This window comes from Martelella alba (genome assembly GCF_006516955.1).
In the GTDB taxonomy this organism is placed as follows: Bacteria; Pseudomonadota; Alphaproteobacteria; order Rhizobiales; family Rhizobiaceae; genus Martelella; species Martelella alba.
This window is the reverse complement of the sequence record NZ_VHLG01000020.1, coordinates 22,337-47,987: the sequence shown is the minus strand read 5'-3', so window position 1 is coordinate 47,987 and position 25,651 is coordinate 22,337. Positions and strand designations below refer to the sequence as shown.

The window sequence follows — 25,651 nt, the reverse complement described above, 5'->3', positions numbered from 1 at the left end:
CTCCTTAAAATACGAAAGGACTGTTGAAATCGCTCAAAAAAGGAGCGGCAGCATCTTTGGCCGAAAGTACCGGCTCAATCCCGTTAAGTGGCCAGACGATGCCGATATCGGGATCGTTGTAGCGAATCCCCCCGTCGCTGGCGGGCGCATAATAGTCGGAACATTTGTAGACGATCTCGGTTTCCGGCTCCAGCGTCATGAACCCATGCAGAAAACCTTCCGGGATCAAAAGCTGCTTGCCGTTTTCGAACGAAAGCTCAACGCCGAACCACTGACCATAGGTCGGTGATCCTTTCCGCACATCCACAGCCACATCGAAAAGCCGCCCGCGGCCGCAACGCACCAGCTTCGCCTGCGCATTCGGTGGCGCCTGAAAATGAAGGCCGCGCACCGTGCCGACAGTCGATGACAGCGAATGATTATCCTGCACGAAGTCGATCTCAACACCGAGATCGGACATGGTCTTGCGGTTCCACGTTTCTTCGAAGAAGCCGCGGCTGTCCCCGAACCGCTTCGGCGTCAGCAGCACAAGCCCGGATATGGCGGTCTGTTCAATTTCCAATACAATTCCCCTCAATCTGAACCGCAATATGCTTTAATACCCTCTATCCCACCTGTCGAGAGTAGCGACGCCAGATGAACAGGGCCTTGTGGCAGGAATTCCGGACGTGTTTCAATCCGCACCGAACAGGTCGCGGGTAAACACTTTTTCCGCGACGTCGCTCAAATCATCGGTCATCCGGTTAGCGATGATCACATCGGCCCTTTCCTTGAAGACGGCCAGATCGTTAATTACCGGTGAACGGAAGAAATCCGGCGCTTCAAGCGCTGGCTCATAGACGATAACCGAAATACCCTTGGCCTTGATCCGCTTCATGATGCCCTGAACTGAGGAATGGCGGAAATTGTCCGATCCGGTCTTCATCACCAGACGATAGACCCCGACGGTCTGCGGGTTTCTGGCAATGATCTGCTCGGCAATAAAGTCCTTGCGGGTCGTGTTGGCATCAACGATGGCGCGGATAAGGTTTTGCGGCACTTCGGAATAATTGGCGAGCAGCTGCCGCGTATCCTTTGGCAGGCAATAGCCGCCATAACCAAAGGAGGGATTGTTGTAATGGTCGCCAATCCTCGGATCGAGCCCCACACCCATGATGATCTGGCGGCTGTCCATGCCATTGGCCATGGCATAGCTGTCCAGCTCGTTGAAATAGGCCACCCGCATGGCAAGATAGGTATTGGCGAAAAGCTTGATCGCCTCAGCTTCGCTCGGATCGGTGAAAAGAACCGGCACGTCCTTGTCGATTGCCCCTTCCACCATCAGTGCCGCGAAGGCTTTCGCCTGTTCACCCTGATCGCCGACAATGATACGCGAGGGATGCAGATTGTCATGCAAAGCACGCCCCTCACGCAGGAATTCGGGCGCGAAGAAGATCTGCTCGGTCGCAAAGCGCTTTCGCATGTCAGCAACGAACCCCACGGGAATCGTCGAGCGGATCACAATCGCAGCCTTGCGGTTTACCGACCGGACATCATCAATCACCGCTTCGACAGTGCTTGTGTCGAAGCCATTGGTCGCGCTGTCATAATTGGTCGGCGTCGCGATCACAACGAAATCGGCATCCCGGCAGGCGGACTTACCATCGGTGGTGGCGGTAAGATGAAGATTGCCGTTTTCGAGGTAATCGGAAAGCACCGGGTCGAGAATGGCGCTTTTCTTCGCCATGGTCAGCTGTACACGGTGCACATCGATATCAAAAGCGACAACCTCATGGTTCTGCGCCAGCAAGACCGCATTTGAGAGACCAACATAGCCGAGACCGGCGACCGCGATTTTCATGATTTTTCCAGACATGCAAGAATGCGCTCGAGACGAGGCCTCTTAGCATAAGTGTTCTCTGCGACGCTACTGCGTCAAACCGGAAAGTCGTTCCCCGCCAGGACGGCAGGCGACCGCCGGGCCGCCTGCCGATTCGCGCATCAGAAGGCGGAAACCGTTTCCTCCACCCTTGCCGGTCCCGGATAGTGGCAGGCAATGCGATGGTCCGCCGCCTCGCCGGGCGCAACGCCAAGTTCCGGTGCTTTCTCCGCGCAAAGGCTTGTCGCGCGCGGGCAGCGGGTGCGGAAAACACAACCCGATGGCGGGTTCAGCGGGCTCGGCAGATCACCTTCCAGCGGAATGATCGCCTTGTTCCGTTCGATTTCGGGATCCGGGATTGGAACGGCCGACAGCAGCGCCTGCGTATAGGGATGCTGCGGACGCGCATAAAGCGCCTCGCTCGGTGCGATCTCCATCACCCGGCCGAGATAAAGCACCATGACCCGTGTCGAGATATGTTTCACCACCGACAGGTCATGGGCGATGAACATCAGCGCCAGACCAAGCTCGCGCTGCAGCTCCATCAAGAGATTGATGACTTGCGCCTGGATCGACACATCAAGCGCGGAAACCGGTTCATCACAGATGATCAGCTTCGGTCGCACGATCAGCGCGCGGGCAATGCCGATGCGCTGGCACTGCCCGCCGGAAAATTCGTGCGGATAACGGTTGATCTGGTTGGGCAGCAGCCCGACCCGGCCCATCATCTCCTGCACGCGCTCGCGGATTTCAGCCTTTGAGAGCCCCTTTTGATGCGTCTTCAACGGTTCGGCGATGATATCGCCGACCTGCATGCGCGGATTGAGGCTTGCCAGCGGATCCTGAAAGATCATCTGGATGTCGGAGCGATATTTCATCATCGCCTCCGGCGTCAGCGACAGCAGATCGGTCCCGTCATCCCAGACCGCCTTTCCGGTAGCGGGCACCATGCGGATGATGGCGCGCGCCAGCGTTGACTTTCCACATCCCGATTCACCGACGACACCGAGCGTTTCGCCAGGCTTCAGCTCAAAATCGACGCCGTTGACCGCATGCAGCCCGACCGGCTTCGACCAGGGCATCATGCCTGGCCTGCGGATCTCGAAGGTGACACGGATGTCCTCGGCTTTAATCAGCGTCGTCATGCCTGAACCTCCTCAAGAGCGCGATTGCAGGCGCGCAACCTGCCCGGTGCAAATTCGGTGAGCGGGTCAAGATGGTCGAGACAGTCTTCACCGGCGAAGTCACAGCGTGGCGCGAAGGGACAGCCCTTCGGCGTTTCGGCCATATTCGGCGGATTGCCAGGGATGGAAACCAGTTCGGCATCCTCACGGTCGACACGCGGGATGGAAGCGATCAATCCGCGCGTATAGGGATGGCTTGCATTGGCAAAAACGTCGGAAACAGACCCCTTTTCCATGATCTGGCCACCATACATGACGATCAGCCGTTCAGCCGCCCCTGCAACGACACCGAGATCATGGGTGATCAGGATCAGCGCCATGCCGAAATCGCGTTGCAGATCGGACAGCAGCTTCATGATCTGCGCCTGCACCGTCACATCGAGCGCGGTTGTCGGCTCATCGGCAATCAACACATCTGGCCTGCATAGAAGCGCCATGGCGATCATCACCCGCTGGCGCATGCCACCGGAAAACTCATGCGGATAGAGGTTCACACGCGATGCTGCATCGGGAATGCGCACCGCATCCAGCATACGCACACATTCGGCAATCGCCGCCTTTTTCGAAAGCCCCCGGTGCAGCATCAGCACCTCGGCCATCTGTTCGGACACCCGCATATACGGGTTGAGCGAGGTCATCGGGTCCTGAAAGATGATCGCCATCTTGTTGGCCCGGATCGGGTTGATCACCTTCGGCGGCGCATTGAGGATCTCTGTCCCGTCGAAGCGAACCGAGCCGCTTGCCTTCCCGTTGGCGGCGAGCAGTCCCATCATGGCGAAGACAGTCTGGCTCTTGCCGGAACCGCTTTCACCGACGATGGCGAGTGTCTCACCGCGACTAAGTTCGAAATTCACCCCGCGCACGGCATGAACCGGGCCGGAATTGGTCATGAAGTCGACCGATAGATTGGATACGTCAACAAGCGCCATGTCATCGGTCCTTCGGATCGAGCGCATCACGCAATCCGTCTCCGATAAAGAAGAAGGAAAACAGCGTGACGATGAAGAAGAAGAGCGGGAAGACAAGCTGCCACAACGTGCCGTAACTCATGGTCGAAGCACCTTCGGAAATCAGCGCACCAAGGCTCGTCAGCGGCTCCTGCACGCCCAGTCCGAGGAAGGAGATGAAGCTTTCCTGCAGGATCATATTGGGAACCAGCAAGGTCGCATAAACGATGACGACACCAATCAGGTTCGGCACGATATGCCGGCGGATGATGAGCCGCGAGGGAACACCGGTTGCCCGCGCCGCTTCGATATATTCACGCCCCTTGAGGCTCAGCGTCTGGCCGCGCACAATACGGCTCATCTCGAGCCAGGATAACAGGCCGATGCCGACAAACAGCAGGACCAGCGATCGTCCGAACATCACGAGCAGCAGGATCAGCACGAACATATAGGGGATGGCCAGCAGGATATCGACGGTACGCATCATGACGTTATCGATCCGGCCGCCAAAGAAGCCCGAGACCGCGCCATAGACCGTGCCGACGAGCACGGCGATGCCAGCGCCGATCAGACCGACAGCCAGCGAGATCTGGGTTCCAAGCACGGTGCGGGCGAAGAGATCGCGGCCGAGATCATCGGTCCCGAAAAAATGGCCGTTGGCAAGCGAAGGCCCGCCATCACGGGCAATATCGCCCATGACCATGAAGTCGATCTCATCGATCGGGAAACGAGCAATCAGGGGGCCAAAGGCGGCAAAGGCCAACACGAAGGCCAGAAGACAGAGGCCGATAACGCCCTGACGGTTGCGGAAGAAACGAAGCCTTGCATCAGCCCATGGCGAGCGGCCCTTGACGGCCGTTTCCGTCATGGCAGATGCCAGGCTTGCCATCTTGGTCTTTTCGATCATCATCGGTCAGTACCTGATCTTCGGATCGATCCAGGCATAAAGGATGTCGACCACGAGATTGAACAGAATGGTGAGCGAGCCGAGCAGGATGGTAATCCCCATCATCACGGCATAGTCGCGGTTCAGCGCTGAATCGACAAAGAAAATGCCGATACCGCCGGTGGAGAAATACATGTCGATAACGACCGAACCGGTGATCATCACCACGAAGGTTGGTCCGAGATAGGAAATCACCGGTAAAAGCGCAGGCTTCAGCGCATGTTTCAGCACGACGCGATGCATCGGCAGGCCCTTGGCCTTGGCCGTGCGGATATGGTTGGAATTCAGCGTTTCCAGCATGGAAGAGCGCGTCAGCCGCGCAATCGAAGCCATGAATGAGGTGGAAAGCGCGATCACCGGCATGATCATATAGACCGGATGTCCAATCCCCTTCCAGCCGCCGCCGGGCAACCAGCCAAGCCAAAGCGTGAAGACAAGCACCAGGATCGGCGCCATGACGAAATTGGGCAGAACCTGCGCGCCGACGGACACGCCGACGGCAAGGCTGTCGAGCCAGGAATTATGCTTCACCGCAGCGACGACACCAAGGGTGACGCCGACCAGTACGGCGACAATGAACGAAATCGAGCCATAGGTGAGCGTGACCGGAAAGCCCTGGGCGATGATCGAATTGACCGTCTGGTCCTGATAGACGAAGGACGGGCCGAAATCGAAGCGGGTCAAGATCCCCCAGATATAGTCGACAAGCTGCTTCCACAGCGGCTGATCAAGGCCATATTTCGCATTGATATTGGCAAGCACCTGGGCCGGCAGTTCCCGCTCAGACGTGAACGGGCCACCCGGTGCCATATGCATGAGCAGGAAAGAAAAGACGATCAGCAGAAGGATCGTCGGTATCGCCACCAAAAGGCGTTTGATGATGTAAGCAATCATGGGCTGGACCCAGGCTGGGCAGACCCGCTCTTCCTGTCTGCCGATCAGGACGGCGTCATTGGCGGGACATGCTGGATTACAAGGTCGATCCATGCCGTGCGGGTGACGGCGAAAACGCCGGCACCCGATGACAGAAAGGATCACTCGGCGACGCGGTAAACGTCCTTTGCATACCAGTTCTGCAGAACGTTATCGACCGGCAAGCCCTTGATATCCTTCGGGACCATGACATCAGTCATATAGAAGTAGATCGGGATCAGCGGCATCTGATCAGCCAGAATTTCCTCAGCCTTGTTGTAATCGGCCTGAGGATCTTCCGCAGTCAGCGAGTGGGCGAGCGCAGCGTCGTAATCGGCATTGGAGAACTTGCCGTAATTCATGCCGCCCGAGCGGAAATAATCGAGATAAGTCGATGCTTCATCATAATCGCCGCACCAGGCATAACGGCCCATCTGGTAGTCGCCATTGTGCAGCTTGTCGAGGTAGACCTTCCATTCCATGTTATCGAGCGTGATCTCGACACCGAGCTTCTTCCAGAACTGCTGGGCGGCAATGGCGATCTTCTTGTGATCGTCGGAGGTATTATAGGACAGGGTCAGCTTCAGCGGATGGTCGGGGCCGTAGCCGGCCTCCTTCAGCAGATCCTTGGCCTTTGCGAGGCGCTCGTCCTGGGTCCAGGTCGAATATTCAGTGACGGGCGGCGTGAAATCGGCCGTTGCATAATAGGTCCAGCTATAGGCCGGCTTCTGGCCACCGCGCAGGATATTGTTCACAACAACATCGCGATCCATCGCATAGGAGAGTGCCTTCCTGACACGGACATCCTTCAGTGCCTCAGGCCCCTTGTCGGACAGGTTGAAGAGATAGGCATAGGTGCAGGAATGCGGAACGGCGAAGGCCTCGTCGGGATGCTCTTCCTTCAGGCGCGGATACTGGCCACCGGGCATTTCGATGTAATCAAACTCGCCGGCGAGGAAGCGGTTGAGCGCTGCATTCTTGTCGTTGACCACGAGGAATTCGACTTCATCGATGATCGTGTCCTTGTCATCCCAGTAGTTCGGGTTCCGCTTCAGCGTGATATCCTGTCCGATCTTGTCGTCGGTCAGCACATAGGCACCGTTGCCGACAAGATTGCCGGGCTGGGTCCACTGGTCACCATATTTCTCGACCACCGATTTAAGCGTCGGGAAGGTCGAGGCGTGGGTGGTCATCTTGACAAAATAGGGGATCGGGCTTTCGAGCGTCACCTGAAATGTGTTGTCATCGACAGCCTTAACGCCGAGATCGGCAGGCGGCATATCGCCAGCCACGACCTTCGAGGCGTTCTTGATGTTCATGAGTTCGGCATACCAGGCATAGGTCGAGGCGGTTGCCGGGTCGACAAGGCGCTGCCAGGCATAGACAAAGTCGCCAGCCGTGACGGGATCGCCGTTGGACCATTTCGCTTCAGGGCGCAGATGGAAGGTATAGGTCAGCTTGTCGGGGGAGAGATCATAGCTGGTGGCGACACCCGGCACGAGATTGCCGGCATTATCCTGATTATAGAGCCCTTCGAAGAGCTGCCGGATAACGGCAGAGCCTTCAACATCACTGTTCTTCTGCGGATCCTTGGTCTTGTTGGCATCCAGCAGCCAATAGGTCAGTTTCTGATTGTCGGACAGTTTTTCGCCCGGCTGCGGGCTGGCGGCAAGGGCCGGAGCGGCAAGCACCAGCGCAAGGCATGCGGAAAGCAACAGCTTCTTTTTCATATTCCATGTCTCCCCTGTTGATGTAGCGCAGATAGGCCAGTTCAGGTTTACGCAGCCATATCTGAATAGTCTGTTCCTGCCGATCATTATCGAGCAGGCAGAAAGCAAGTCATAGGCGTAGCGTCCAATTCCATGCAAGGAAAAACGAGTAAAACCACAGATTTGACATGAAATGACCGTTAGGCTGACACAAGGCGCAACATTCGTAAAAAGTCGCCACAGAAAAGCGATATTTTTACATTCATCAACGCATGCACGCCGGAAAGTCTGGACTTAATTTAACGCGACAATACCGTATTTTAGCATAAATCCAGACATTTTCCGCGACCAATTGACCTGATGCACGGAAAATCGTGAAGTGACCCTTTCGAAAATCCTGCCATAACGCCGGAGCCCCATATGCCATCCAGGCTTTTCACCCCGATCGCACTTGATACGCTTCAGATGCAGAACCGGATCGTCATCGCACCCATGTGCCAATATTCAGCGGACAACGGCAAAATGACCGATTGGCACATGATGCATTACGGCAATCTGGCCCAGTCCGGCGCTGGCATTTTGACCATTGAGGCCACCGCTATTTTGCCCGAAGGACGGATTTCCTATGCCGATGTCGGGCTCTATGATGACGCGACCGAGGCAGCCATGGGAGACGTCCTGCAATCGATCCGCCGCTGGTCCGATATGCCAGTCGCCATTCAGATCTCGCATGCCGGCCGCAAGGCCTCCAGCGCCCGTCCGTGGGATGGCGGCGGCCAGATCGCCAGTGCCTCAGAGCATGGCTGGCCGACCGTCGCACCCTCACCGCTTGCCTATCAGAACAACGATGAAGCCCCGCACATGCTGGACCGGGAGGCGCTTGCCCGAATCAGGCAGGCCTTTGCCGCAACCGCCCGGCGCGCGGCCCGGCTTGGCATTGATGCGATCCAGCTTCACGGCGCCCATGGCTATCTGCTGCATCAGTTTCTCTCACCGCTTTCCAATCAGCGAACGGATGATTATGGCGGATCGGCTGAAAACCGGATGCGGTTTCCGCTCGAAGTGTTTCATGCGGTGCGCGAGGTCTTTCCGGCAGATCGCCCCGTAACGGTAAGACTGTCGGCGACCGACTGGGTGGAGAACGGCTGGACAATCGACGACACGGTCGTCTTTTCAAAAATGCTCGAAGACGCAGGTGCTGCAGCGATCCATATCTCCAGCGGCGGGCTTTCCCCTCAACAAAAGATCGCGGTCGGCCCCGGCTATCAGGTGCCCTTTTCGCGCAAGGTGCGCAATGCGGTCTCCATCCCCGTCGTCGCTGTCGGTCTCATCACCGAATTTGATCAGGCCGAGGCCATCTTGCAGAGCGGCGATGCCGATATGATCGCGATTGCCCGCGGGATCCTCTACGATCCGCGCTGGCCCTGGCACGCGGCTGCCCATTTCGGCGAGACCATTACAGTGGCAGGCCAGTATCTCAGGTGCCAGCCGCGCGCATTCGCCCACCTCTTCACCAGGCGCTGAGCAAACTCAAAGCGGCCTGATGCGCGTCACATAGCTTTCGAAAAAATCCGAAAAGCGGGCGACGCGCATCGGCAGGCGATCATAGGATGGATAGTAAAGCGTCAGCCAGAGTTCTGGCGGCAGCCATTCATCCAGAATCTGCACCAGCCGCCCCGCCTCCAATGCCTCTTCAACGATAAAGAGCGGCAGCATGGCAACGCCTGCGCCGTTTTCGGCAAGGCCTGCGATGAGATCACCATTATTGGTGGCGATGAAATGACCGGCGCGGACCTTTCGCTTTCGCCCGGCACTGGCCAGCTCCCAGGTCTCGGAAACCGCATCGGCATCAAAGGCAAGACAGGGCATCCGGTCGAGTGCTTCAGGCGTTTCGGGCCGGCCATTGGCGGCGATAAAACCGGGGGAGGCCACCAGCACGCGCCGCACCGGGCAGATCTTGCGCCAGATCGAGGACTTGTCATCGGGCGGACCGGAAATGCGGATCGCCAGGTCAAAAGGTGCCGTCATGATGTCGACAAAGCTGTCGGTCAGCGAAACGGAAAGCGTGATCGCGGGATTTTCGGCCCGAAATCCCGACACGACATCGGGCAGGATCCGCTGACCGAAAGACAACGGCCCGTTCAGCCGGATAAGGCCAGCGGCAGCTCCCGCTTCCGCCCGCACCGCCTCGGCCGCCGCATCCATGGCTTCCACCAGCGGCCGCATGCGCGCCACATAGACGGCACCCGCCGAAGTGAGCGAGACCGAACGCGTGGTGCGCAGGAACAATTGCACCCCGAGCCGCCCTTCAAGCGCCGAGACAGCCCGCGTCACGCTTGGTGCCGTCATGGCGAGTTCACGCGCGGCTGCGGCAAAGGAGCCATGCGCGGCAACGGCGAGGAAAACGCGGATATCGTTCAGATCTTTCATAACGCCTATTATTACGTTTTTTGCAATAATATTGTCAATTTTATTGCCATTCTCTTTATGTCCCAACCGCACCATCTTGTCACCAACAGCGCGGCGGCACATGCCCCGCCACAGACAAGGACAGGAACATGCTTACTGAGATCAAGGGCCTGCATCACGTCACCTCCATGGCGAAGGACGCCCAGGAAAACAATGACTTCTTCACCCGTTCGCTCGGCCTGCGCCGCGTCAAGAAAACGGTGAATTTCGACGCACCGGATGTCTACCACCTTTATTACGGCGACGAAGTCGGCACACCCGGCTCTGTCATGACCTATTTCCCCTTCCCGCACATTGCCGCTGGCAAACCCGGCACGGGCGAGGTCGGCGAAACGCTGTTTGCCGTTCCGAAGGGCTCAATCCCCTTCTGGCGCGAACGCTTTGAAAAGGGCGGGATAACCATCCTCGGCGAGGAAGAGGTTTTTGGCGAAAAGCGACTTCGGATCGCCGGTCCAGACAGCGACGGCTTCGCCCTGGTCGAGGTTGACAATGACCACCGCGAGGGCTGGCTGAAAAGCGATATCGGCGCGGCCGAGGCCATTCGCGGTTTTCATGGTGCCACCATGCGGTTGAAGGATGACGGCGCGACAGCCGAACTGCTCGGCTTCATGGGTTATGAAAAGATCGACCACAAGGATGACTGGACCCGTTTTGCCATTCCCGGCGGCAACGGCGCCGATTTCATCGATCTTCAGGCATTGCCAGCAGGCGAGCGCGCCCGTCAGGGTGCCGGCTCGGTTCACCACATCGCCTTTGCGGTTGAGGATCGCGCCGCCCAGCTCGAAGTGCGCAAAGCGCTGATGGATACCGGCTATCAGGTCACTCCGGTGATCGACCGCAACTATTTCTGGGCGATCTATTTCCGCACGCCGGGTGGCGTTCTGTTCGAAATTGCCACCAACGAGCCCGGCTTCGACCATGACGAAGATACCGCTCATCTCGGCGAGGCACTGAAACTGCCCGGCCAGTATGAAGCCTATCGCGCCAAGATCGAGGAAATTCTGACCCCGATCGCCGACTGACGAAACGGCTGTGGAAGACGGGGGCATCCCCGCCTTCCGGCAGAAGGAGACGACAATGATCAACGAAACCTATCAGATCTATGAGAAGCCTGCGGCGACGCGTGACGCACCGCTCGTCTTCACCTTTCATGGAACGGGCGGCAACGAGATGCAGTTTTCCGGCCTGATCGGTCAGATCCTGCCCGAAGCGGCGATCGTCTCACCGCGCGGCGATGTATCGGAATTCGGTGCGGCCCGTTTCTTCCGCCGGACCGGCGAAGGCGTCTATGACATGGACGATCTGAACCAGCGCACGGAGAAGATGGCCCGTTTCATCGCCCTTCATCGCACCGCCAACAAGGGGCGGCCGATCTATGGCATCGGCTATTCCAACGGCGCCAATATTCTGGCTTCGGTATTGTTCAAACATCCGGGCCTGTTCGACCGCGCCGCATTGCTCCATCCGCTGATTCCGTTCGAACCGGAAAACAATTCCGGCCTGGCCGACACGCAAATTCTGGTGACGGCCGGGACGCATGATCCGATATGCCCGCTGCCGCTGACCGAACGCCTGACCGCGTTCCTCGATCGTCAGGGCGCAATCGTCACCAGCAGTATTCATGACGGTGGCCACGAAATCAGGCCTCAGGAAATCACGGCGGTTGCCGAATTTCTGAAGGCTTAAGCAAAAGCCTCTCAAATCACCCGTCCCCTGATCGGGGACGGGTTCAGGAGACAGATAATGGTACTCATTCATGACAGCATGCATCGAGGCCATACCCGCCAGGGCTGGCTCGACAGTTTTCATACCTTCTCCTTCGGCGGATTTTCCGATCCGACCCGTATGGGTTATGGCGCACTGCGCGTCATCAACGAAGACCGGATCATTCCCGGTTCCGGCTTTTCCGCCCATGGCCATGACAATATGGACATTCTGACGCTGCCGCTCACCGGCGCGTTACGCCATGCCGATACGCTCGGCAACAGCACAGTGATCAGACCGGGCGAAGCACAGCTAATGTCGGCCGGTTCCGGCATTCGCCACGAGGAGATGAATGCGTCTGTCGACGGAACAACCCATTTTCTTCAGATATGGATCATCCCGGAGGAATTTGACGGCAAGCCAACCTATCAGCAGATAACGCTGCCTGAGGCGGCTCGCGGCTGGACCCGCTTTGCTGACCGGAATGGCGGAGAGGGCATTTTGAAACTGATCTCCGACACAAAGATCGCCGTCGCTTCTCCGCTTGAGGGTGACCGTCTGGCGGTCACGCCAAAGCTCGGCCGCCAGCACTTCGTTCAGATTGTCGAAGGGCTGGCAACGCTGGAAGGCGAACGGCTCAATGCGGGAACCGGTCTTCAGATCGGCACGGAAGAGATCGGACCGATTGAATGGGTCACGGGCGGCAGGGCGCTGCTCTTCGACCTCAAGCAATAGCCTCCCAAGGCTGAAGGGCGGCGCCGCCTTTGACCGAAATGCCATCTCTCTCCTTGGGGATGGCAGACGGACAGGGCGCGCCGCCCGACCTCTTGCCGCTCCTCAGCAAACAGCCTCACTATCCGAGCTGCCTTCGATCCGTCCCCGGCGCAAACTGTCGCGCGCGCCGGAAAGACTGCGCAGGGCGGACACATGCGGCGCGATTTCGGACCATGCCATCGCCCCGCATTTTTCGCCCAGAATATCCAGAAACGTTTCGCCCAGAGGTCGCGACGGAAGCGTCCTTCTCGGCGGCTCGACACTGTCGATCAGACGGCTGAGCGAAAGATAGGCGCATTCCTGGCTGGCTGAGTTGTCTTCCCGCACCATCTGGTCGGTAATATCCGGCAGAAGATCGAGCAGCACACCGGCGAGATCGTGCCGGCTGGCCCGGTCAAGCTCCATCGCGCTTTCAGCCAGTGTCGCGAGAAAATTGGACTTTGCCTCATCCACCGCCACCGGATCGCTCTTGCCTTCGCGAACATGAACGTAAGCAAGCATGATATCCGACACCAGAATACGATTGCCGCTTGCACTCGATTTCGAAGCGGCCATCAGACGGGCAAGGCTTTCAAGTTCGTCATCGATCTCATCACTTGGCAGCTTGCGAACGGCATCAACGAAACAGCGCATTTCCGCATAAAAACGGGACTCAGAAACCTTCCGGTCTTCCGGCCAGCTGTCGCAAACCATGGTAAAGACATGGTTGCGAAGACCAGGATCCGAAATCTCGGTCACCTGCCGCAACAGTTTGGCCAGCGGCTCAATGCTGTGGGACGGCTGATATGCCTTCGCCTTCGGCAAAAAATCATTGACAACAGCCATGGCCCGGCGACGCTCATCCGGCTCGGATCTGACCAGCGCAGCGGTGATATCGAAAAGATCGCCGGCGACACTGCCCCGGTTCGCACGGCCCCGGCCCGCAGGCTCGCTGACCTGCTCGACCAGAAGAAACGGCCGGCCCCGCGGTACATAATATCTCCGCACCGGCTGCGTGCTGCTCCCCGCCCGGCCCGCGGGCCCGGAGCCTGGAGCCGCGGCATCCTGCTGCGCTGCGCCGTGCGCCTCATCGGCACGGGGCCGCGTCTTGCCGCGCAGCCTGTTATAGAGACCCGCCAGCCCTCCTCCCGCCGCAGTTTTTTCGAAGGTTTCGGCAAAAGCGGCTGCCGATCCGACGTCGACGGGGCGTCCGGATACAATGACGTCTGTCTGTGCGGGTTTCGCAGTTCGGCTGATGTGCGCCACATGCCCCACCTCCTCTCGTCTGACGGCCACGGCCAATCAGATCGTTGCAACACTATCGAATGATCTGGCTTTTTCCGGCACCATCTCGGCCAGAGGCCGGTGACGCCGGGTGACGGCTCGCTCTCGCAGTGTCGGGCTGAAAACCGCTCCCTCGCCTCTCAGCATGGTCAGAAGATTCCCGCACTCAGTCCTGACATCGCCGCTGCATTGTGATTTCAGCTTGCTCTGAAATGCTACGGTCAACGGACTGGCTGCGACGGAAAAACGCGATTCCCGCTGGAAACCTTCGCAACTGTCGATCAGCCTTGCGACGGCCGCATAGGCGCCGGCTTTTACAAGCACACTCTCGCTGACCCCGTCTTTCGACAGGTTCCGCTCCCGTGCCACCGGCAGACGATCAAGCAGCGCTCCGGCAACCTGTTTCTGTGTCCGCATGTCCAGTTTGCATGCGCTGGCAGCAAGGGCTGCGACGAAGCGCGCATCGGTCTCTTCTGCCCGCAAGGGCTCGCCCTCGCTTAAGTGCCGATACGCCGCCAGTATCTCAGCCAGCTCCGCCTTGTTGCCCTCGGCGCTGAGCGGCGAAGCCCCGAACATATGCGCCAGACCGACAAGCGCCGGACTGGCACTCCCGCGGGGCATCAGCACAAGAAAATCCTTCATAAAACGCATATCGCGAATGAATTGATCCGGTGAGATCGTGCGGCCATCAAACCAGTCATGGCAGAATTTCTCCAAGGTCTCATGGCGGCACTGTTCATCCATGATCCTCGAAACCTGTTGCAGGACCGTACGCAACGGCATTTCGCTGCCGGATGTCGCCGAAACAGCTCTGGCGGCAGGCACAAGGAACGTCGTGATCGCTTGCGCACGGGCGTGCTCGCCCGACGTGAAACGGGTTATCTTGAGCGCTGCTTCGAAGCGCATGGCGGCCTGTACCCGTTCCAGACAGGCCGAGGCCGCAGCGATCTCGGCGCCGGAATACAATTTGCGCCAGGCCGAACCGATAAGGCCAGAAACCCCGCCTTGCTGGCCAGCGGCCGCTGCGCGGCGGGACTTGGCGTGGCTTTGCGATGGTTCCGCGCGCGCGGCTCCCGATATGCGGGACGTACCGGCATGACTGCCAACGGGCTTCAGCATATATCAGTCTCCTCCTCAGATAAGGCGCTGGAGAGGGTGGAAACTGTCTGAACGCCCTTGCCATCGAAACGCAGCCACACCGCTCTGCAGAGCGCCTTACATGCAATTCAATCGCGAGACATTGTGATAAAAAAATAGAAAATACTGAACTTACGCTTCAGCCGGCCGGATCTTCCTGCCGGCTGAAGCGTAGCGCGTGGCTCAGGGTATCAGAAAGCTAAAGGGCTCATGGGCCTGAAACAGACCGGCAACATCGCCGCCGGGCGTCGCAGGATCCCCAAGGTCAAGCTTCAGGGCCGGGGCACCGGCTTCAAGATTGAAGTCGCCAAGCGCGATCCAGAACACCGACGGGTTGATCACGGAATCGAAGAAATAGCGCCGCGCCTCATGGTCAATCACCGTGCGCCACAGCGTCGAGGCGATGTTGGGCTTTTCAGGGTCTGCCATGCCAAGCGGTGTACTGACAGCACGCATCTGCGAAAAGACGGATGCAAGGGCTGCCCTCTGGTCGGCAAATTGCGGCGTCGATTTCAGATTATAGCTGGCACGCGCGAACCGGTCGGCTGCAGCGATGGTTCCGGGCAGGAAGTTCTTGCCGCCAACCAGATCCCAATAGCTGTTGATTGCCAGCTGCTGGTCATAGACCGGCGAATTGGTCATCACCTTGAAGTCGCGTCCGTGATGGATTGTCAGCCTGCCGCCGACAAATTCGAGGATCGCCGAATCGCCGGATGCATCGGACAGCGCCAGATGAACCGTTGCAGGCTTGCCATTCGGCGCATCGGCACTGACAACCGTCAGCGGGTCATCCGCCATTGCCGCCACGGCCTCTTCGACAGTCGCGAAGTTATCAAGCATATATTGCAGCCAGGCCCCCGCAGAAATCAGCGGTTTTCCGCGCGCGGCAGGATCGCCGAAGTCCGACTCGGCGAGATAAAGCATATTACCGGCCAGCCCCGCCTCGTTGAGGCCATCGGAGGTCGCCAGATTATAGATGCTGACAATTGCCGAACCATAGCGTGATGTCCATTCAGCCGAGCCATCGCCAAGCCCGCCATCGCGCTTCAGACCGCGCGGAAAGACCCAGAAATCCGTCTGCATATGGACATCGCTCCAGTCCATGTTGCGGCCAGTAATATAGGTAGCGTTCCCGGTCTCATAGAATATTCGCGTGCACATGCGCTCAGCCTCCTCAAACTATTTCGTTGCTTGAGGCTGACGCTATACAGTTTACCCGGATGACGGAAGCCCAAAGCGGGGCTCCCGTCGGGCGCGATTTGACGCGCCGGCGTCATGGATCCGAATGGGCGCGGCCTTGGCTAAGGCTTCAGCAGGATCTTGCCAGCGCGGCCGGGAACAAGTGCTGCCCTTGCGGCATCGGCGACCTCATCAAGCGAAAAAATCCCGCCGACCGGCAGCGGCAAAGCGCCGGAAACCGCCAGCCGCAGCAATTCACCAAACAGGGTAGTCTTCTTCTCCAGGGCCATGTCGTCGCTGACCTTCTTGCCCCAGAACCCTTTCACCGTCAGCTGCTTGAAGATGATCGTGCCGGAACTAAGCGCAAGCGGCGCGCCGGTGGCCGTGCCGAAAGTGACCAGAAGCCCGTCTTCACCGATGAGATCACAAAGCGCCATTGCCATCTTACCACCAACGGAATCAACGGCTGCCCGTGCCCCCTTTTCACCAACAAGTGCCTGCGCCTTTTCCAGCCAGTCAGCCTGATCGGTGGCAATGACATTTTCAACGCCGAGCTTTTCCAGCTCGGCAACAGCCTCCTGGCGGCGCACCAGATTGACGGTTTTGACGCCGCGCGCGCTGGCAAGGGCGGCAAACACCTTGCCGACAGCACCATTGGCCGCCGTTTGCACCACGCAATCGCCCGGCGCAACATCAACAAAATCAAGCAGCGTGATCGCACTGAAGGGCATAGCAACCAGCTGCGCGCCGATTTCATCAGACACGCCGTCCGGCAGCGGAATGAGCGAGGCAGCGCTGGCCGTGACATATTCCGCCCAGCTTCCGGCAAGACCAGCAGCGGCAACACGCTTGCCAGTCAGACCGGGGTCAACCCCTTCCCCGACGTCGGCGATAATGCCGACAGCTTCAGATCCGCCAATCGCCGGCAGGGCAGGCTTGACGCCATAGCTGCCCCGGACCGTCCACAGATCGTGATTATGGATCGGTGACAGCAGGACCTTCAGCACCACCTCACCGGGAGCCGCCTGAGGACGCGCGGCCGTTCCGCATTTCAGTACTTCGGCCGGATCGCCGAAAACATCATGGATTGCAGCCTTCATCTCTTCGTGCTCCTTTGGGTTGACGATGGGCAATGGATTTGCCCGTCGGCGTGATGCCAACAATAGCCATCCCTTATTTAAGGCGGCGCTTGCGGCGGATCAAACCGCGTCTTTCCCGTTTTTGACAGGAAAGATCAATGTCGATTTTTGTCGACAATTTGTGTTCAGAATTTTATGAAGAGTGAGACACGTTAGCGTGCAGGGGAAAACATGACGGCAGAAGAACATCCGGCCGAGAAGGTCAAGACGCGCGGCTCAGGCACGCAGAAGGTTTATGAGGCACTGCGCCACGAGATCCTGTCGATGAAGCTCGCTCCGAGTTCTCCACTGGACGAAGTTCGTCTTTCTGATCGTTTCGGCATGTCGCGCACCCCGGTGCGCGAAGCCCTGCTCAGGCTGGCCGGTGAAGGCCTGGTAACGACGCTTCCCAACCGCAATACCATCGTCTCGGCAATCAATTTCGCCGATCTGCCACCCTATTTTGATGCGCTGACGCTGATGTATCGCCTTTCCATGCGCGGCGCGGCCACCAGACGCGACAAGGCGGCCATGGAAAAGATGCGGGCTTGCCAGAATGATTTCATCGCTGCTGTCGAAGCACAGGATGCTTTCGCCATGATCGAGGCCAATCGCGAATTCCACGTCGCGACAGCCGAATGCGCCGGGAACCCTTATTACACAGCCTTTTTCGCCAGACTTCTCGATGAGGGGAGGCGCATTCTCAGGCTCTATTACCAGACCTTCGACGACCGTCTGCCGCGCCAATATGTTGACGAGCATGAGGCGATGATCGCCGTGATCGAGAACGGTGATATCGAAGAGGCTGACCGGCTGGCAATTGCCCATGCCGATCAGATCGTCCGTCAGATTCAGGAATATCTCGCCCGCGATACCGGTCAGGCCCGCGGGATGAAACTCGGCTGATGCCGCAACAACAATAGCACCTTGCGTGGCCCGCCGGACCGCGCCTCCGGGGAACCAGACCATGTCAGAAAAACAACAGCTTGATTGTGTCGTCATTGGCGGCGGGATCATCGGTGCGCTATGCGCATTGCAACTCATAAAGGACGGCCGCAGCGTCACCATACTGGATAAGGAAGGCTTTGCCGCCGGTGCCAGTCAGGGCAATGCCGGGATCCTCGCCTTTCCGGAAATCACACCGATCGCCGCGCCCGGCGTCACCTGGAAAGCGCCGGCCTGGCTGATGGACCCGCTCGGGCCGCTGTCAATCCGCTGGCCCTATGCACCCAAGCTGGTGCCGTGGTTCTGGCACTTCTGGAAAGCGAGTTTCCGCAAGAATTATGAGCGCGGCATCGGCACCCAGACCGATCTGATGAAGCTGGCCATGCTGGCCTATGAGGCCGTCAGCACCGAAGAGAGCCTGTCACCTTTCTTTGTTACGTCCGGCACGCTCGATCTTTACGACAGCGAAAAAAGCTTCAATGCCGCGGCCTCCGACTGGGCCCGCAAAAAGGCCGCCGGCTTTGCCTTTGAACGCGTGAGCCGGGCGGATATCGAAACCCTGCAGCCGGGTCTCGATCCACGCTTCAAACATGCGATCTGGTCGGAAGACGGCCAACAGATTTCCGATCCCGGTGATTTCACCCGCGCCGTCGGTGCACTTTGTCAGGCAAGGGGCGCCAGCTTCCGTCAGGCGGCTGCAAAATCGCTTGCCCCGCGCGAAAATGGCGTCGATATCCTGCTTGAGGACGGCACCACGATTGCGGCGGCCAATGCGGTTGTTGCTGCCGGTGCCTGGTCGAAACATCTGGCTGCAAGCCTTGGCGAGAGCGTGCCGCTCGATACCGAGCGCGGCTATAACACGACACTGCCGCTGCAGGATTTCACCTTGAAGCGGCAACTCTATTTCAATGATCACTCCTTTGTCGTCACGCCGCTTTCGTCCGGCATCCGAGTTGGCGGCGCAGTCGAATTCGGCGGCCTTGATCTTCCCGAAAATTTTGCCCGCTCCAAGGCGTTGCTGAAGCTCGCCACCCGCTTCCTGCCGGATCTGAAAACCGAAGGCGGGGTCGAATGGATGGGCTTCCGCCCCTCCATGCCGGACTATCTGCCGGTGATCGACCGCTCGAAAAAGGCGCCAGCAGTCATCTATGCTTTTGGCCACGGCCATCTGGGACTGACACAGGCCGCCGCAACCGGCCGGCTGGTTTCAGCCCTTGCCGCCGGTCGCGCGCCCGAAATCGACATCACCAATCTGCGTGTCGACCGGTTCCGCTTTCTTTGAGCTGATAACCGGAACGAATTGCCGACAATCGTATGAGAGAAGAAGGACGCCATCATGGGTTTTGCACTGCCCGCCATCACCATTGATCACAAGGCGCATCTTGCCCGCTTGCGCGCAAGCCTCGACAACAGCCCCTGCTCCGGCGTTCTCCTGGGCTCGACCTCGAGCCTTCGCTATTTCACCGGGCTGGAATGGCATCAGAGCGAGCGTCTTGTCGGCGCCCTCGTTACCGCCGACCGGCTGATCTACATCGTGCCCGGTTTCGAAAAATCGCGGGTCGAGACACTGCCGCGCATCGACGCTGATATCGCGATCTGGGAAGAAGAAGAAAGCCCGGCCGAATTGATTGCCCGCCTGTTCGGCAATGAAGGCAGGCTCGCGCTTGATCCCGATCTGCCGCTTTTTGTCTATTATCCGCTGGCCAAAGCCATGGGACCCGCGCGGCTTGCCGATGGCAGCGCGATGATTTCGGCGATCCGTGCATCGAAATCCGCCGACGAGATCGCCATCATCCAATATGCGATGAATGTCACGCTGGAAGTGCAGAAACGTGTTCACCAGCTGATCGAACCCGGCATCCGTGCCTCCGAGGTCGTCTCATTCATCGACAGAACCCATCGCGAACTCTGCGGCGCTGGCAATACCTTCGCCATCGCCTCGTTCGGCACGGCGAGTTCGCTGCCCCATGGCGCTGACGGCGATCAGACCTATGCCGAAGGCGACGTGATCCTGATCGACACCGGTACGCAGGTCATGGGGTACCAGTCAGACCTGACCCGCACCTATGTGAAATCGGAGCCGACAAAGGAATTTGCCCGGATCTGGGCCATTGAACGCGAAGCGGAGCAGGCCGTTTTCGATGCGGCAGCCCCCGGCGTGCTGCCTGAAACGCTGGACGAGGCTGCCCGCAAGGTGATGATTGCCCACGGCCTCGGCCCTGACTATCACCTGCCCGGCCTGCCGCATCGCGCTGGCCACGGTCTCGGCCTCGATATTCACGAAGCACCCTTTATCGTGCGCGGCAACACGGTTCCGCTTGCCCCCGGCAATGTCTTTTCCGACGAACCGATGATCGTTGTCCCCGGTCAATTCGGTGTCCGGCTGGAGGATTTCATCCGCATCACCGATACCGGAGCCGAATGGTTCACCACCCCGGCAAAGAGCCCGACCGAGCCCTTTTCATAAAGGGGCTTGTATTCTGTCGACAAGTTGCATACGTCTTTTGGGACGGATCTGACGCAAGATCCGGGCCCGAGGTTTTGGACAACACCCATGCGCAATACATTTTTCTGCATCGACGGCCACACGGCCGGCAATCCGGTCCGCCTTGTCGCTGGTGGTGCGCCGCTTCTTTCCGGCACCACCATGTCGGAACGCCGGCAGGACTTTCTGACCCGTTTCGACTGGATCCGCACCGGGCTCTGCTATGAGCCACGCGGCCATGACATGATGTCCGGCGGCTTCCTGTTTCCGCCAACCCTGCCCGATACCGATCTCGGCATATTGTTCATCGAAACCTCAGGCTGCCTGCCCATGTGCGGCCATGGCACGATCGGCCTTGTCACCTTCGGTCTCGAAAACGGTCTGATCACGCCGCGCACGCCTGGAAAACTGAAGATCGAAGTGCCGGCGGGCATCATCGATATCGATTACAAGGCCGACGGCAACAAGGTCACTTCGGTGAAGATCACCAATGTACCGGCCTATCTGGCTGCAAGCGGTATCGCAATCGATATTGACGGCATCGGCCCGCTCACCGTCGATGTCTCCTATGGTGGCAATTACTACGCCATCATTGAGCCACAGGGCAATTACACCGGCCTTGATGATCTCGGAGCGTCGAAAATTGTCGAGCTGTCCTCAAAGGTCCGCATCGCCATGCGAGAGAAGGTTACGCCCGTCCACCCACTCGACCCGACCATTGCCGGCGTCTCCCACGTTATGTGGACCGACAAGCCAAAACATGGCGGTGACGGCCGCAATGCCGTCTTCTACGGCGAACGTGCCATCGACCGCTCGCCCTGCGGTACGGGCACATCTGCCCGCATGGCGCATCTGACCGCCAAGGGCGTGCTGAAACCCGGTGATACATTCGTTCATGAGAGCTATATTGGCAGCAAATTCATCGGCAGGGTCGAAAAGGCAACCGAACTGAACGGAACGGCGGCCATCATCCCTTCCATTGAGGGGTCAGCCATTTCCACCGGCTTCAACACCATCTGGATCGATCGCGAAGACACATTCTGGCAGGGTTTTCAGGTCAAATAACCTTGCCAGCCGGCCGGACACCCCCACATTTGCCCGGCCGGCGCACTTTCGCTCCGCAGACATGACAACTGACGAGGATATTATGACGCTTACCGGAAAACTGCTGATCGGCGCTGAAACGAGAACCGGAAAAAACGGCACACTCACCGCGATCGAGGCCGCGACCGGCATGGCATTGCCAGAGACGTTTGGCGGCGCATCGCTGAAAGACCTAGATGATGCCGCAGCGCTTGCCGCTGCAGCCTTCCCGCTTTATTGCGAAACCGCAGAAGAAGACCGCGCCCGCTTTCTCGAAAAGGCTGGTGAAAACATTCTTGCCATTGGTGACGAACTGATCGTCCGCGCCATGGCCGAAAGCGGCCTGCCGCGCGGACGCCTCGAAGGCGAGCGCATGCGCACCGTCAATCAGTTGCGTCTCTTTGCCTCCGTTCTGCGGGAAGGCAAATATCTGGGCCTGCGTTTTGATGCCGCCGATCCTGCCCGCACGCCGCCAAAGCCGGATCTGCGGCTTCGCAAAATGGCGATCGGGCCGGTCGCCGTCTTCGGCGCCTCCAATTTTCCGCTCGCATTTTCAGTTGCCGGTGGAGACACTGCCTCGGCGCTGGCAGCCGGTTGCCCGGTCATCGTCAAGGCCCATCCGGCCCATCCCGGCACATCGGAGCTCATCGGCATGGCACTGCAGAAGGCGGTAGCCGATTGCGCCATGCCTGAGGGCACTTTCTCCATGCTGCATGATGCAGGCTACGAAATCGGCGCGGCACTAGTGGCAGATCCGCGCATCAAGGCGGTTGGCTTTACCGGCTCGCGGCGCGGCGGCATGGCGCTGATGAAGATCGCATCCGAACGCAAAGTGCCGATCGCGGTCTATGCGGAGATGAGCGCTATCAATCCGGTACTTTTGTTCCCGGCAGCCCTTGCCAGCCGTGGCGAGGCCATCGGCAAGGCCTTTGCCGGTTCGCTGACGCTGGGCGCGGGCCAGTTCTGCACCAATCCCGGCCTGATCCTTGCCGTCAGAAGCGAAGGCCTCGACGCCTTCAAGGCGGCAGCTGCAACCGCCCTTGTTGAGATCGCCGCCCAGACGATGCTGACGCCTGGCATCTGCAACGCCTATCGCGAGGGCGTCACCAAGCTTCAGGCCCATCCCGGCGTTACCCAGCTGGCCGAAGGCCTTTCCGGTTCGCCACAGCAGGGTAGAGCGGCCCTGTTTGAAACCGATGCAAAAACCTATCTGGCAGAGCCGCATCTGCAGGATGAGGTGTTCGGCGCCGCCGGGTTGATCGTCACCTGCGATGACATGGCCGAACTCGAAACCGTGCTTGAAGGCACCGAAGGTCAGCTCACTGCAGCGCTTCACATTGACGAAGCCGACTATCCGGCGGCCAAAATGCTGATGCCGAAGCTTGAAGCGATTGCCGGGCGCCTTCTGGTCAACGGCTTTGGCACCGGTGTTGAGGTCTCGCCGGCCATGGTTCACGGCGGCCCCTACCCCTCAACCTCTGACGTCCGCACCACCTCGGTTGGCACGCTTGCCATCGACCGTTTCCTGCGCCCCGTCTGCTACCAGGATATGCCGGCTGAACTGCTGCCCGCCGTGCTTGCCTGAAGCGTTGTGCAAAACTGACAGAGCCCGGCAAGCCGGGCTCTGACTGCGGGCAAACCCTGCCCCCTTTCAGCCTGAGCGCGGTCGCGCCGCGAAAGACCTTGTCTATTCAATGCGTTATGAATCTGGATCCCCGTGACAAGCACGGGAATGACGACGGAGGGAGGCGCTATTCCGCCTCAAACATGCAATCTGAATGGCTTTGTCAGCAAACAGAGCCCGGCTTGCCGGGCCCGCGTTCACGATCCAATGTCGGCGCAGGCCCTGCCCCAGACGGGATCGGGCAGAAGATGGACACCCGCTTTGGCCGTCTCGCCGTCACCGACAATATGGCCGATCCCTTCGGCCATCACCGCAAGCGTGATATCGAAAGAATTGAGGCTGTCGCCCTCACCCGCCGTCAGATTGGCCATGGCCCCATTGGCCAGCAGATGCACTGTCCGGCCGGAGGGCAAATGGTGGCTGGTGACATAGGGCACCGGCGCCTCACCTGTCAGGGCCAGCAGCGGCTCGAGCTCGATCTCATCGATCCGGTGGCCGGAATTGAGCAGGAAACACCCATCTCTCAGCGTCTCTATAACCTTGAACGGTAGAACATGGTGCCCGCCGGTACCGGTGACAATCACATCGGCGCGCGGCGCCAGTTCCTCGACTGACCCGGTCTGCCAACCATCATAGCGCGCCTGCAAGAGCCTGCCCGGATCGATCTCGGCGACCATGACCGTGCCGCCAAAGGCGCGTGCCGAGGCCGCCAGTCCCTGCCCCACAGACCCGTAACCGACCACCAGAACATTCTTTTCATGCAGACTTAAAAGCGTGCGGGCAAAAAAAGCGTTCCAGGTTGTCAGCCCGACCATATGGCGATTGTGAAGCCCCTCCTTCACAGGCACGTCATCCCAGTTGAAGATCGGCCAAGGCGGCAGCTTGCCCTTCAGCCGGTTGATACCGGAGCCCGTCGCCTCTAGGCCGCACTTCACGTCAGGAAGGGCGACACCGGTTTCCATCAGATAATGCGTGTAATCCGCCCCCATCTCCGACAGATGGGTCGGGCCGAATTCGATGCCGCCAGCAATCGCATCCGCCCAGGCCTCCGCCGGCATGTCCTTCCAGGCCGCAACCCGCGCACCTGACGCCCGCATATGAGCAACCACGTCATCACGAACCGTGGATGGGTTGCAGGTGGTGATGTAGAGGCTGGCACCCCGCCTGCAAAGTCCGTCGACCAGCGGCAGCATCTTCATGTCGAGATGCATGCTCATGGAAAGCCGGACGGCGGAAAGATCGGGAAGATTGGCAACGGCACGGGCGACGCGCGGCATGTGCCGGGCGGCCCAGTCAAGGGTAATGTCAGTCATGGGGCACTCCTGTATTACCCCTTTCTGGCACAGCAAACACCGATTTGAAACGGCAAAGACACTCTCTCTCTGGAGGCCAGAAATCTCTTCCTCAGCTTAATTTTACATCACCAGCATGCCTGTCAGTTCGAAATGCGTAAATTTAGTCCCCGAATATCCGCCAATCAATCAAACGGAGCAGCACACATTGACAATACCGCTTTGGATTGAGTGATCGATTGGAAAACCTCGAATTGCGGTTCCCTTGATTTTTAGATTTCAATGCGACCTGCTTGATTTGCACAAGGAGCATGAAGTAAGGACGGCAATGCCGTAGCTATCAAGAACTCAACTGAATTTGAGGTTCCAATTGAAGTTTCGTCAACCGTAGCGCACTATTAATGCCATAGCAGGCTAGCAAACACTGCCGAACTTCTGTGCCAATGAATGCCGGACACCCGCTCCAGCTCATGAGAACTCAACGAAATTTAATCTCATGTAACGACCGATATGAAGAGGGAATCTAAATGCTTTTAATATTGTTTCGCATTTTCGCTGCATCAATGTTCTTTTTTGGTGCAATATTTTTGTTTATTACCGGTAATTACTTTTTCTACATTTATTTTATATTGTTTGGTTTTTTTGGATTTTCATTTACATTCGCTAAATTTAATAACAAATTAAAATAACTTCAAATTAATATTTCATTCCGTAATGAGTATTGAATATTTTCCGCTCGTTGCTTGTTTCCGACGTTTAGAGTATCCGTTTTGATCAAGCAGCATTTTGCGCCCATTTTCGCTCATCGCGGATGAGTACATTTGCGCGTTCGATAAGCTTTCGCATGATCGCTGTCAGAGCGACTTTGCCGGGTTTTCCTGCGCCTTTCAGCGCCTCGTATTTCGCCTTCATCTGTTTGTTGAAGCGCATGGCGACGAGGGCGAGCATGTAGAGGGCGTCGCGCAGGAATTTTCGTCCACCTGACCTGTGCTCTGCCCCCTGAAAACTAGATCGTTTGATGT

General features: G+C 58.5%; 23 protein-coding genes. 9 read left to right on the top strand and 14 right to left on the bottom strand.

Features of this window, described 5'->3' with window-relative positions:
- Positions 1-4: 4 nt before the first annotated feature.
- The 7 genes from rfbC to FJU08_RS21025 form a co-directional block, all read right to left on the bottom strand.
- On the bottom strand, positions 5-562 hold the full coding sequence (rfbC, locus tag FJU08_RS21055; RefSeq protein WP_141151025.1) for a dTDP-4-dehydrorhamnose 3,5-epimerase: 558 nt from the start codon (positions 560-562) through the stop codon (positions 5-7).
- Between the two features lie 111 nt (positions 563-673).
- Entirely contained in the window at positions 674-1,840 is a 1,167-nt protein-coding gene (locus FJU08_RS21050; protein ID WP_141151024.1) for a nucleotide sugar dehydrogenase, read from the bottom strand.
- 140 nt (positions 1,841-1,980) lie between these two features.
- Positions 1,981-3,003: an ABC transporter ATP-binding protein gene (locus FJU08_RS21045; RefSeq protein WP_141151023.1), complete on the bottom strand. Its 1,023-nt coding sequence runs from the start codon at positions 3,001-3,003 to the stop codon at positions 1,981-1,983.
- A complete protein-coding gene (locus FJU08_RS21040; protein WP_235890908.1) occupies positions 3,000-3,998 on the bottom strand; it encodes an oligopeptide/dipeptide ABC transporter ATP-binding protein in 999 nt (332 codons plus the stop codon). The genes FJU08_RS21045 and FJU08_RS21040 overlap by 4 nt, the downstream gene beginning before the upstream one ends.
- Positions 3,973-4,899: an ABC transporter permease subunit gene (locus tag FJU08_RS21035; protein ID WP_181409972.1), complete on the bottom strand. Its 927-nt coding sequence runs from the start codon at positions 4,897-4,899 to the stop codon at positions 3,973-3,975. Before FJU08_RS21035 ends, FJU08_RS21040 begins: the two co-directional genes overlap by 26 nt.
- Before the next feature lie 3 nt (positions 4,900-4,902).
- Positions 4,903-5,829 carry an oligopeptide ABC transporter permease OppB gene (oppB, locus tag FJU08_RS21030; protein WP_141151022.1) on the bottom strand — a complete coding sequence of 309 codons (927 nt, stop codon included), beginning with the start codon at positions 5,827-5,829 and terminating at the stop codon, positions 4,903-4,905.
- Between the two features lie 140 nt (positions 5,830-5,969).
- Positions 5,970-7,577, bottom strand: coding sequence for a peptide ABC transporter substrate-binding protein (locus FJU08_RS21025; protein WP_141151021.1), 1,608 nt, complete (start codon positions 7,575-7,577; stop codon positions 5,970-5,972).
- 399 nt (positions 7,578-7,976) lie between these two features.
- Here FJU08_RS21025 and FJU08_RS21020 point away from each other — a divergent pair, with 399 nt between their 5' ends.
- Positions 7,977-9,080: an NADH:flavin oxidoreductase/NADH oxidase gene (locus tag FJU08_RS21020; protein ID WP_141151020.1), complete on the top strand. Its 1,104-nt coding sequence runs from the start codon at positions 7,977-7,979 to the stop codon at positions 9,078-9,080.
- A 6-nt stretch (positions 9,081-9,086) separates the two neighbouring features.
- Here the strand turns inward: FJU08_RS21020 and FJU08_RS21015 are convergent, their stop codons facing one another.
- Complete coding sequence (locus FJU08_RS21015; protein ID WP_141151019.1) at positions 9,087-9,986, bottom strand: LysR family transcriptional regulator; 900 nt, start codon at positions 9,984-9,986, stop codon at positions 9,087-9,089.
- A 128-nt stretch (positions 9,987-10,114) separates the two neighbouring features.
- On the opposite strand from FJU08_RS21015, the gene FJU08_RS21010 reads away from it, so the two are divergent.
- The 3 genes from FJU08_RS21010 to FJU08_RS21000 are packed head-to-tail and all read left to right on the top strand — an operon-like array spanning position 10,115 to position 12,464.
- On the top strand, positions 10,115-11,047 hold the full coding sequence (locus FJU08_RS21010; protein ID WP_141151018.1) for a ring-cleaving dioxygenase: 933 nt from the start codon (positions 10,115-10,117) through the stop codon (positions 11,045-11,047).
- Between the two features lie 55 nt (positions 11,048-11,102).
- A complete protein-coding gene (locus tag FJU08_RS21005; RefSeq protein ID WP_141151017.1) occupies positions 11,103-11,711 on the top strand; it encodes an alpha/beta hydrolase in 609 nt (202 codons plus the stop codon).
- Between the two features lie 57 nt (positions 11,712-11,768).
- Positions 11,769-12,464 carry a pirin family protein gene (locus FJU08_RS21000; RefSeq protein WP_141151016.1) on the top strand — a complete coding sequence of 232 codons (696 nt, stop codon included), beginning with the start codon at positions 11,769-11,771 and terminating at the stop codon, positions 12,462-12,464.
- 102 nt (positions 12,465-12,566) lie between these two features.
- Here FJU08_RS21000 and FJU08_RS20995 read toward each other — a convergent pair whose 3' ends face one another.
- From FJU08_RS20995 to FJU08_RS20980, 4 genes are all read right to left on the bottom strand, one after another.
- Positions 12,567-13,748 (bottom strand): hypothetical protein, encoded by a 1,182-nt coding sequence (locus FJU08_RS20995; protein ID WP_141151015.1) that lies wholly within the window; start codon positions 13,746-13,748, stop codon positions 12,567-12,569.
- Positions 13,749-13,784: 36 nt separating this feature from the next.
- A complete protein-coding gene (locus tag FJU08_RS20990) occupies positions 13,785-14,885 on the bottom strand; it encodes a hypothetical protein (RefSeq protein ID WP_141151014.1) in 1,101 nt (366 codons plus the stop codon).
- 201 nt (positions 14,886-15,086) lie between these two features.
- Positions 15,087-16,064, bottom strand: coding sequence for a linear amide C-N hydrolase (locus tag FJU08_RS20985; protein ID WP_141151013.1), 978 nt, complete (start codon positions 16,062-16,064; stop codon positions 15,087-15,089).
- Between the two features lie 140 nt (positions 16,065-16,204).
- Positions 16,205-17,182, bottom strand: coding sequence for a zinc-binding dehydrogenase (locus tag FJU08_RS20980; RefSeq protein WP_141151012.1), 978 nt, complete (start codon positions 17,180-17,182; stop codon positions 16,205-16,207).
- Positions 17,183-17,392: 210 nt separating this feature from the next.
- Between FJU08_RS20980 and FJU08_RS20975 the strand changes: the two genes are divergently transcribed.
- The 5 genes from FJU08_RS20975 (at position 17,393) to FJU08_RS20955 (ending at position 23,298) form a co-directional block, all read left to right on the top strand.
- On the top strand, positions 17,393-18,106 hold the full coding sequence (locus tag FJU08_RS20975) for a GntR family transcriptional regulator (RefSeq protein ID WP_141151011.1): 714 nt from the start codon (positions 17,393-17,395) through the stop codon (positions 18,104-18,106).
- A 61-nt stretch (positions 18,107-18,167) separates the two neighbouring features.
- Positions 18,168-19,427, top strand: a complete 1,260-nt coding sequence (locus tag FJU08_RS20970; protein ID WP_141151010.1) for an NAD(P)/FAD-dependent oxidoreductase — start codon at positions 18,168-18,170, stop codon at positions 19,425-19,427.
- Positions 19,428-19,481: 54 nt separating this feature from the next.
- Positions 19,482-20,612: a M24 family metallopeptidase gene (locus tag FJU08_RS20965; RefSeq protein ID WP_141151009.1), complete on the top strand. Its 1,131-nt coding sequence runs from the start codon at positions 19,482-19,484 to the stop codon at positions 20,610-20,612.
- An 87-nt stretch (positions 20,613-20,699) separates the two neighbouring features.
- Positions 20,700-21,695: a 4-hydroxyproline epimerase gene (locus tag FJU08_RS20960; RefSeq protein ID WP_141151008.1), complete on the top strand. Its 996-nt coding sequence runs from the start codon at positions 20,700-20,702 to the stop codon at positions 21,693-21,695.
- Between the two features lie 82 nt (positions 21,696-21,777).
- Complete coding sequence (locus FJU08_RS20955) at positions 21,778-23,298, top strand: aldehyde dehydrogenase (NADP(+)) (protein ID WP_141151007.1); 1,521 nt, start codon at positions 21,778-21,780, stop codon at positions 23,296-23,298.
- A 236-nt stretch (positions 23,299-23,534) separates the two neighbouring features.
- On the opposite strand, the gene FJU08_RS20950 is transcribed toward FJU08_RS20955, so the two are convergent.
- A complete protein-coding gene (locus FJU08_RS20950) occupies positions 23,535-24,650 on the bottom strand; it encodes an NAD(P)-dependent oxidoreductase (protein ID WP_141151006.1) in 1,116 nt (371 codons plus the stop codon).
- A 753-nt stretch (positions 24,651-25,403) separates the two neighbouring features.
- Positions 25,404-25,577: a hypothetical protein gene (locus FJU08_RS22885; RefSeq protein ID WP_181409971.1), complete on the bottom strand. Its 174-nt coding sequence runs from the start codon at positions 25,575-25,577 to the stop codon at positions 25,404-25,406.
- Positions 25,578-25,651: the final 74 nt, after the last annotated feature.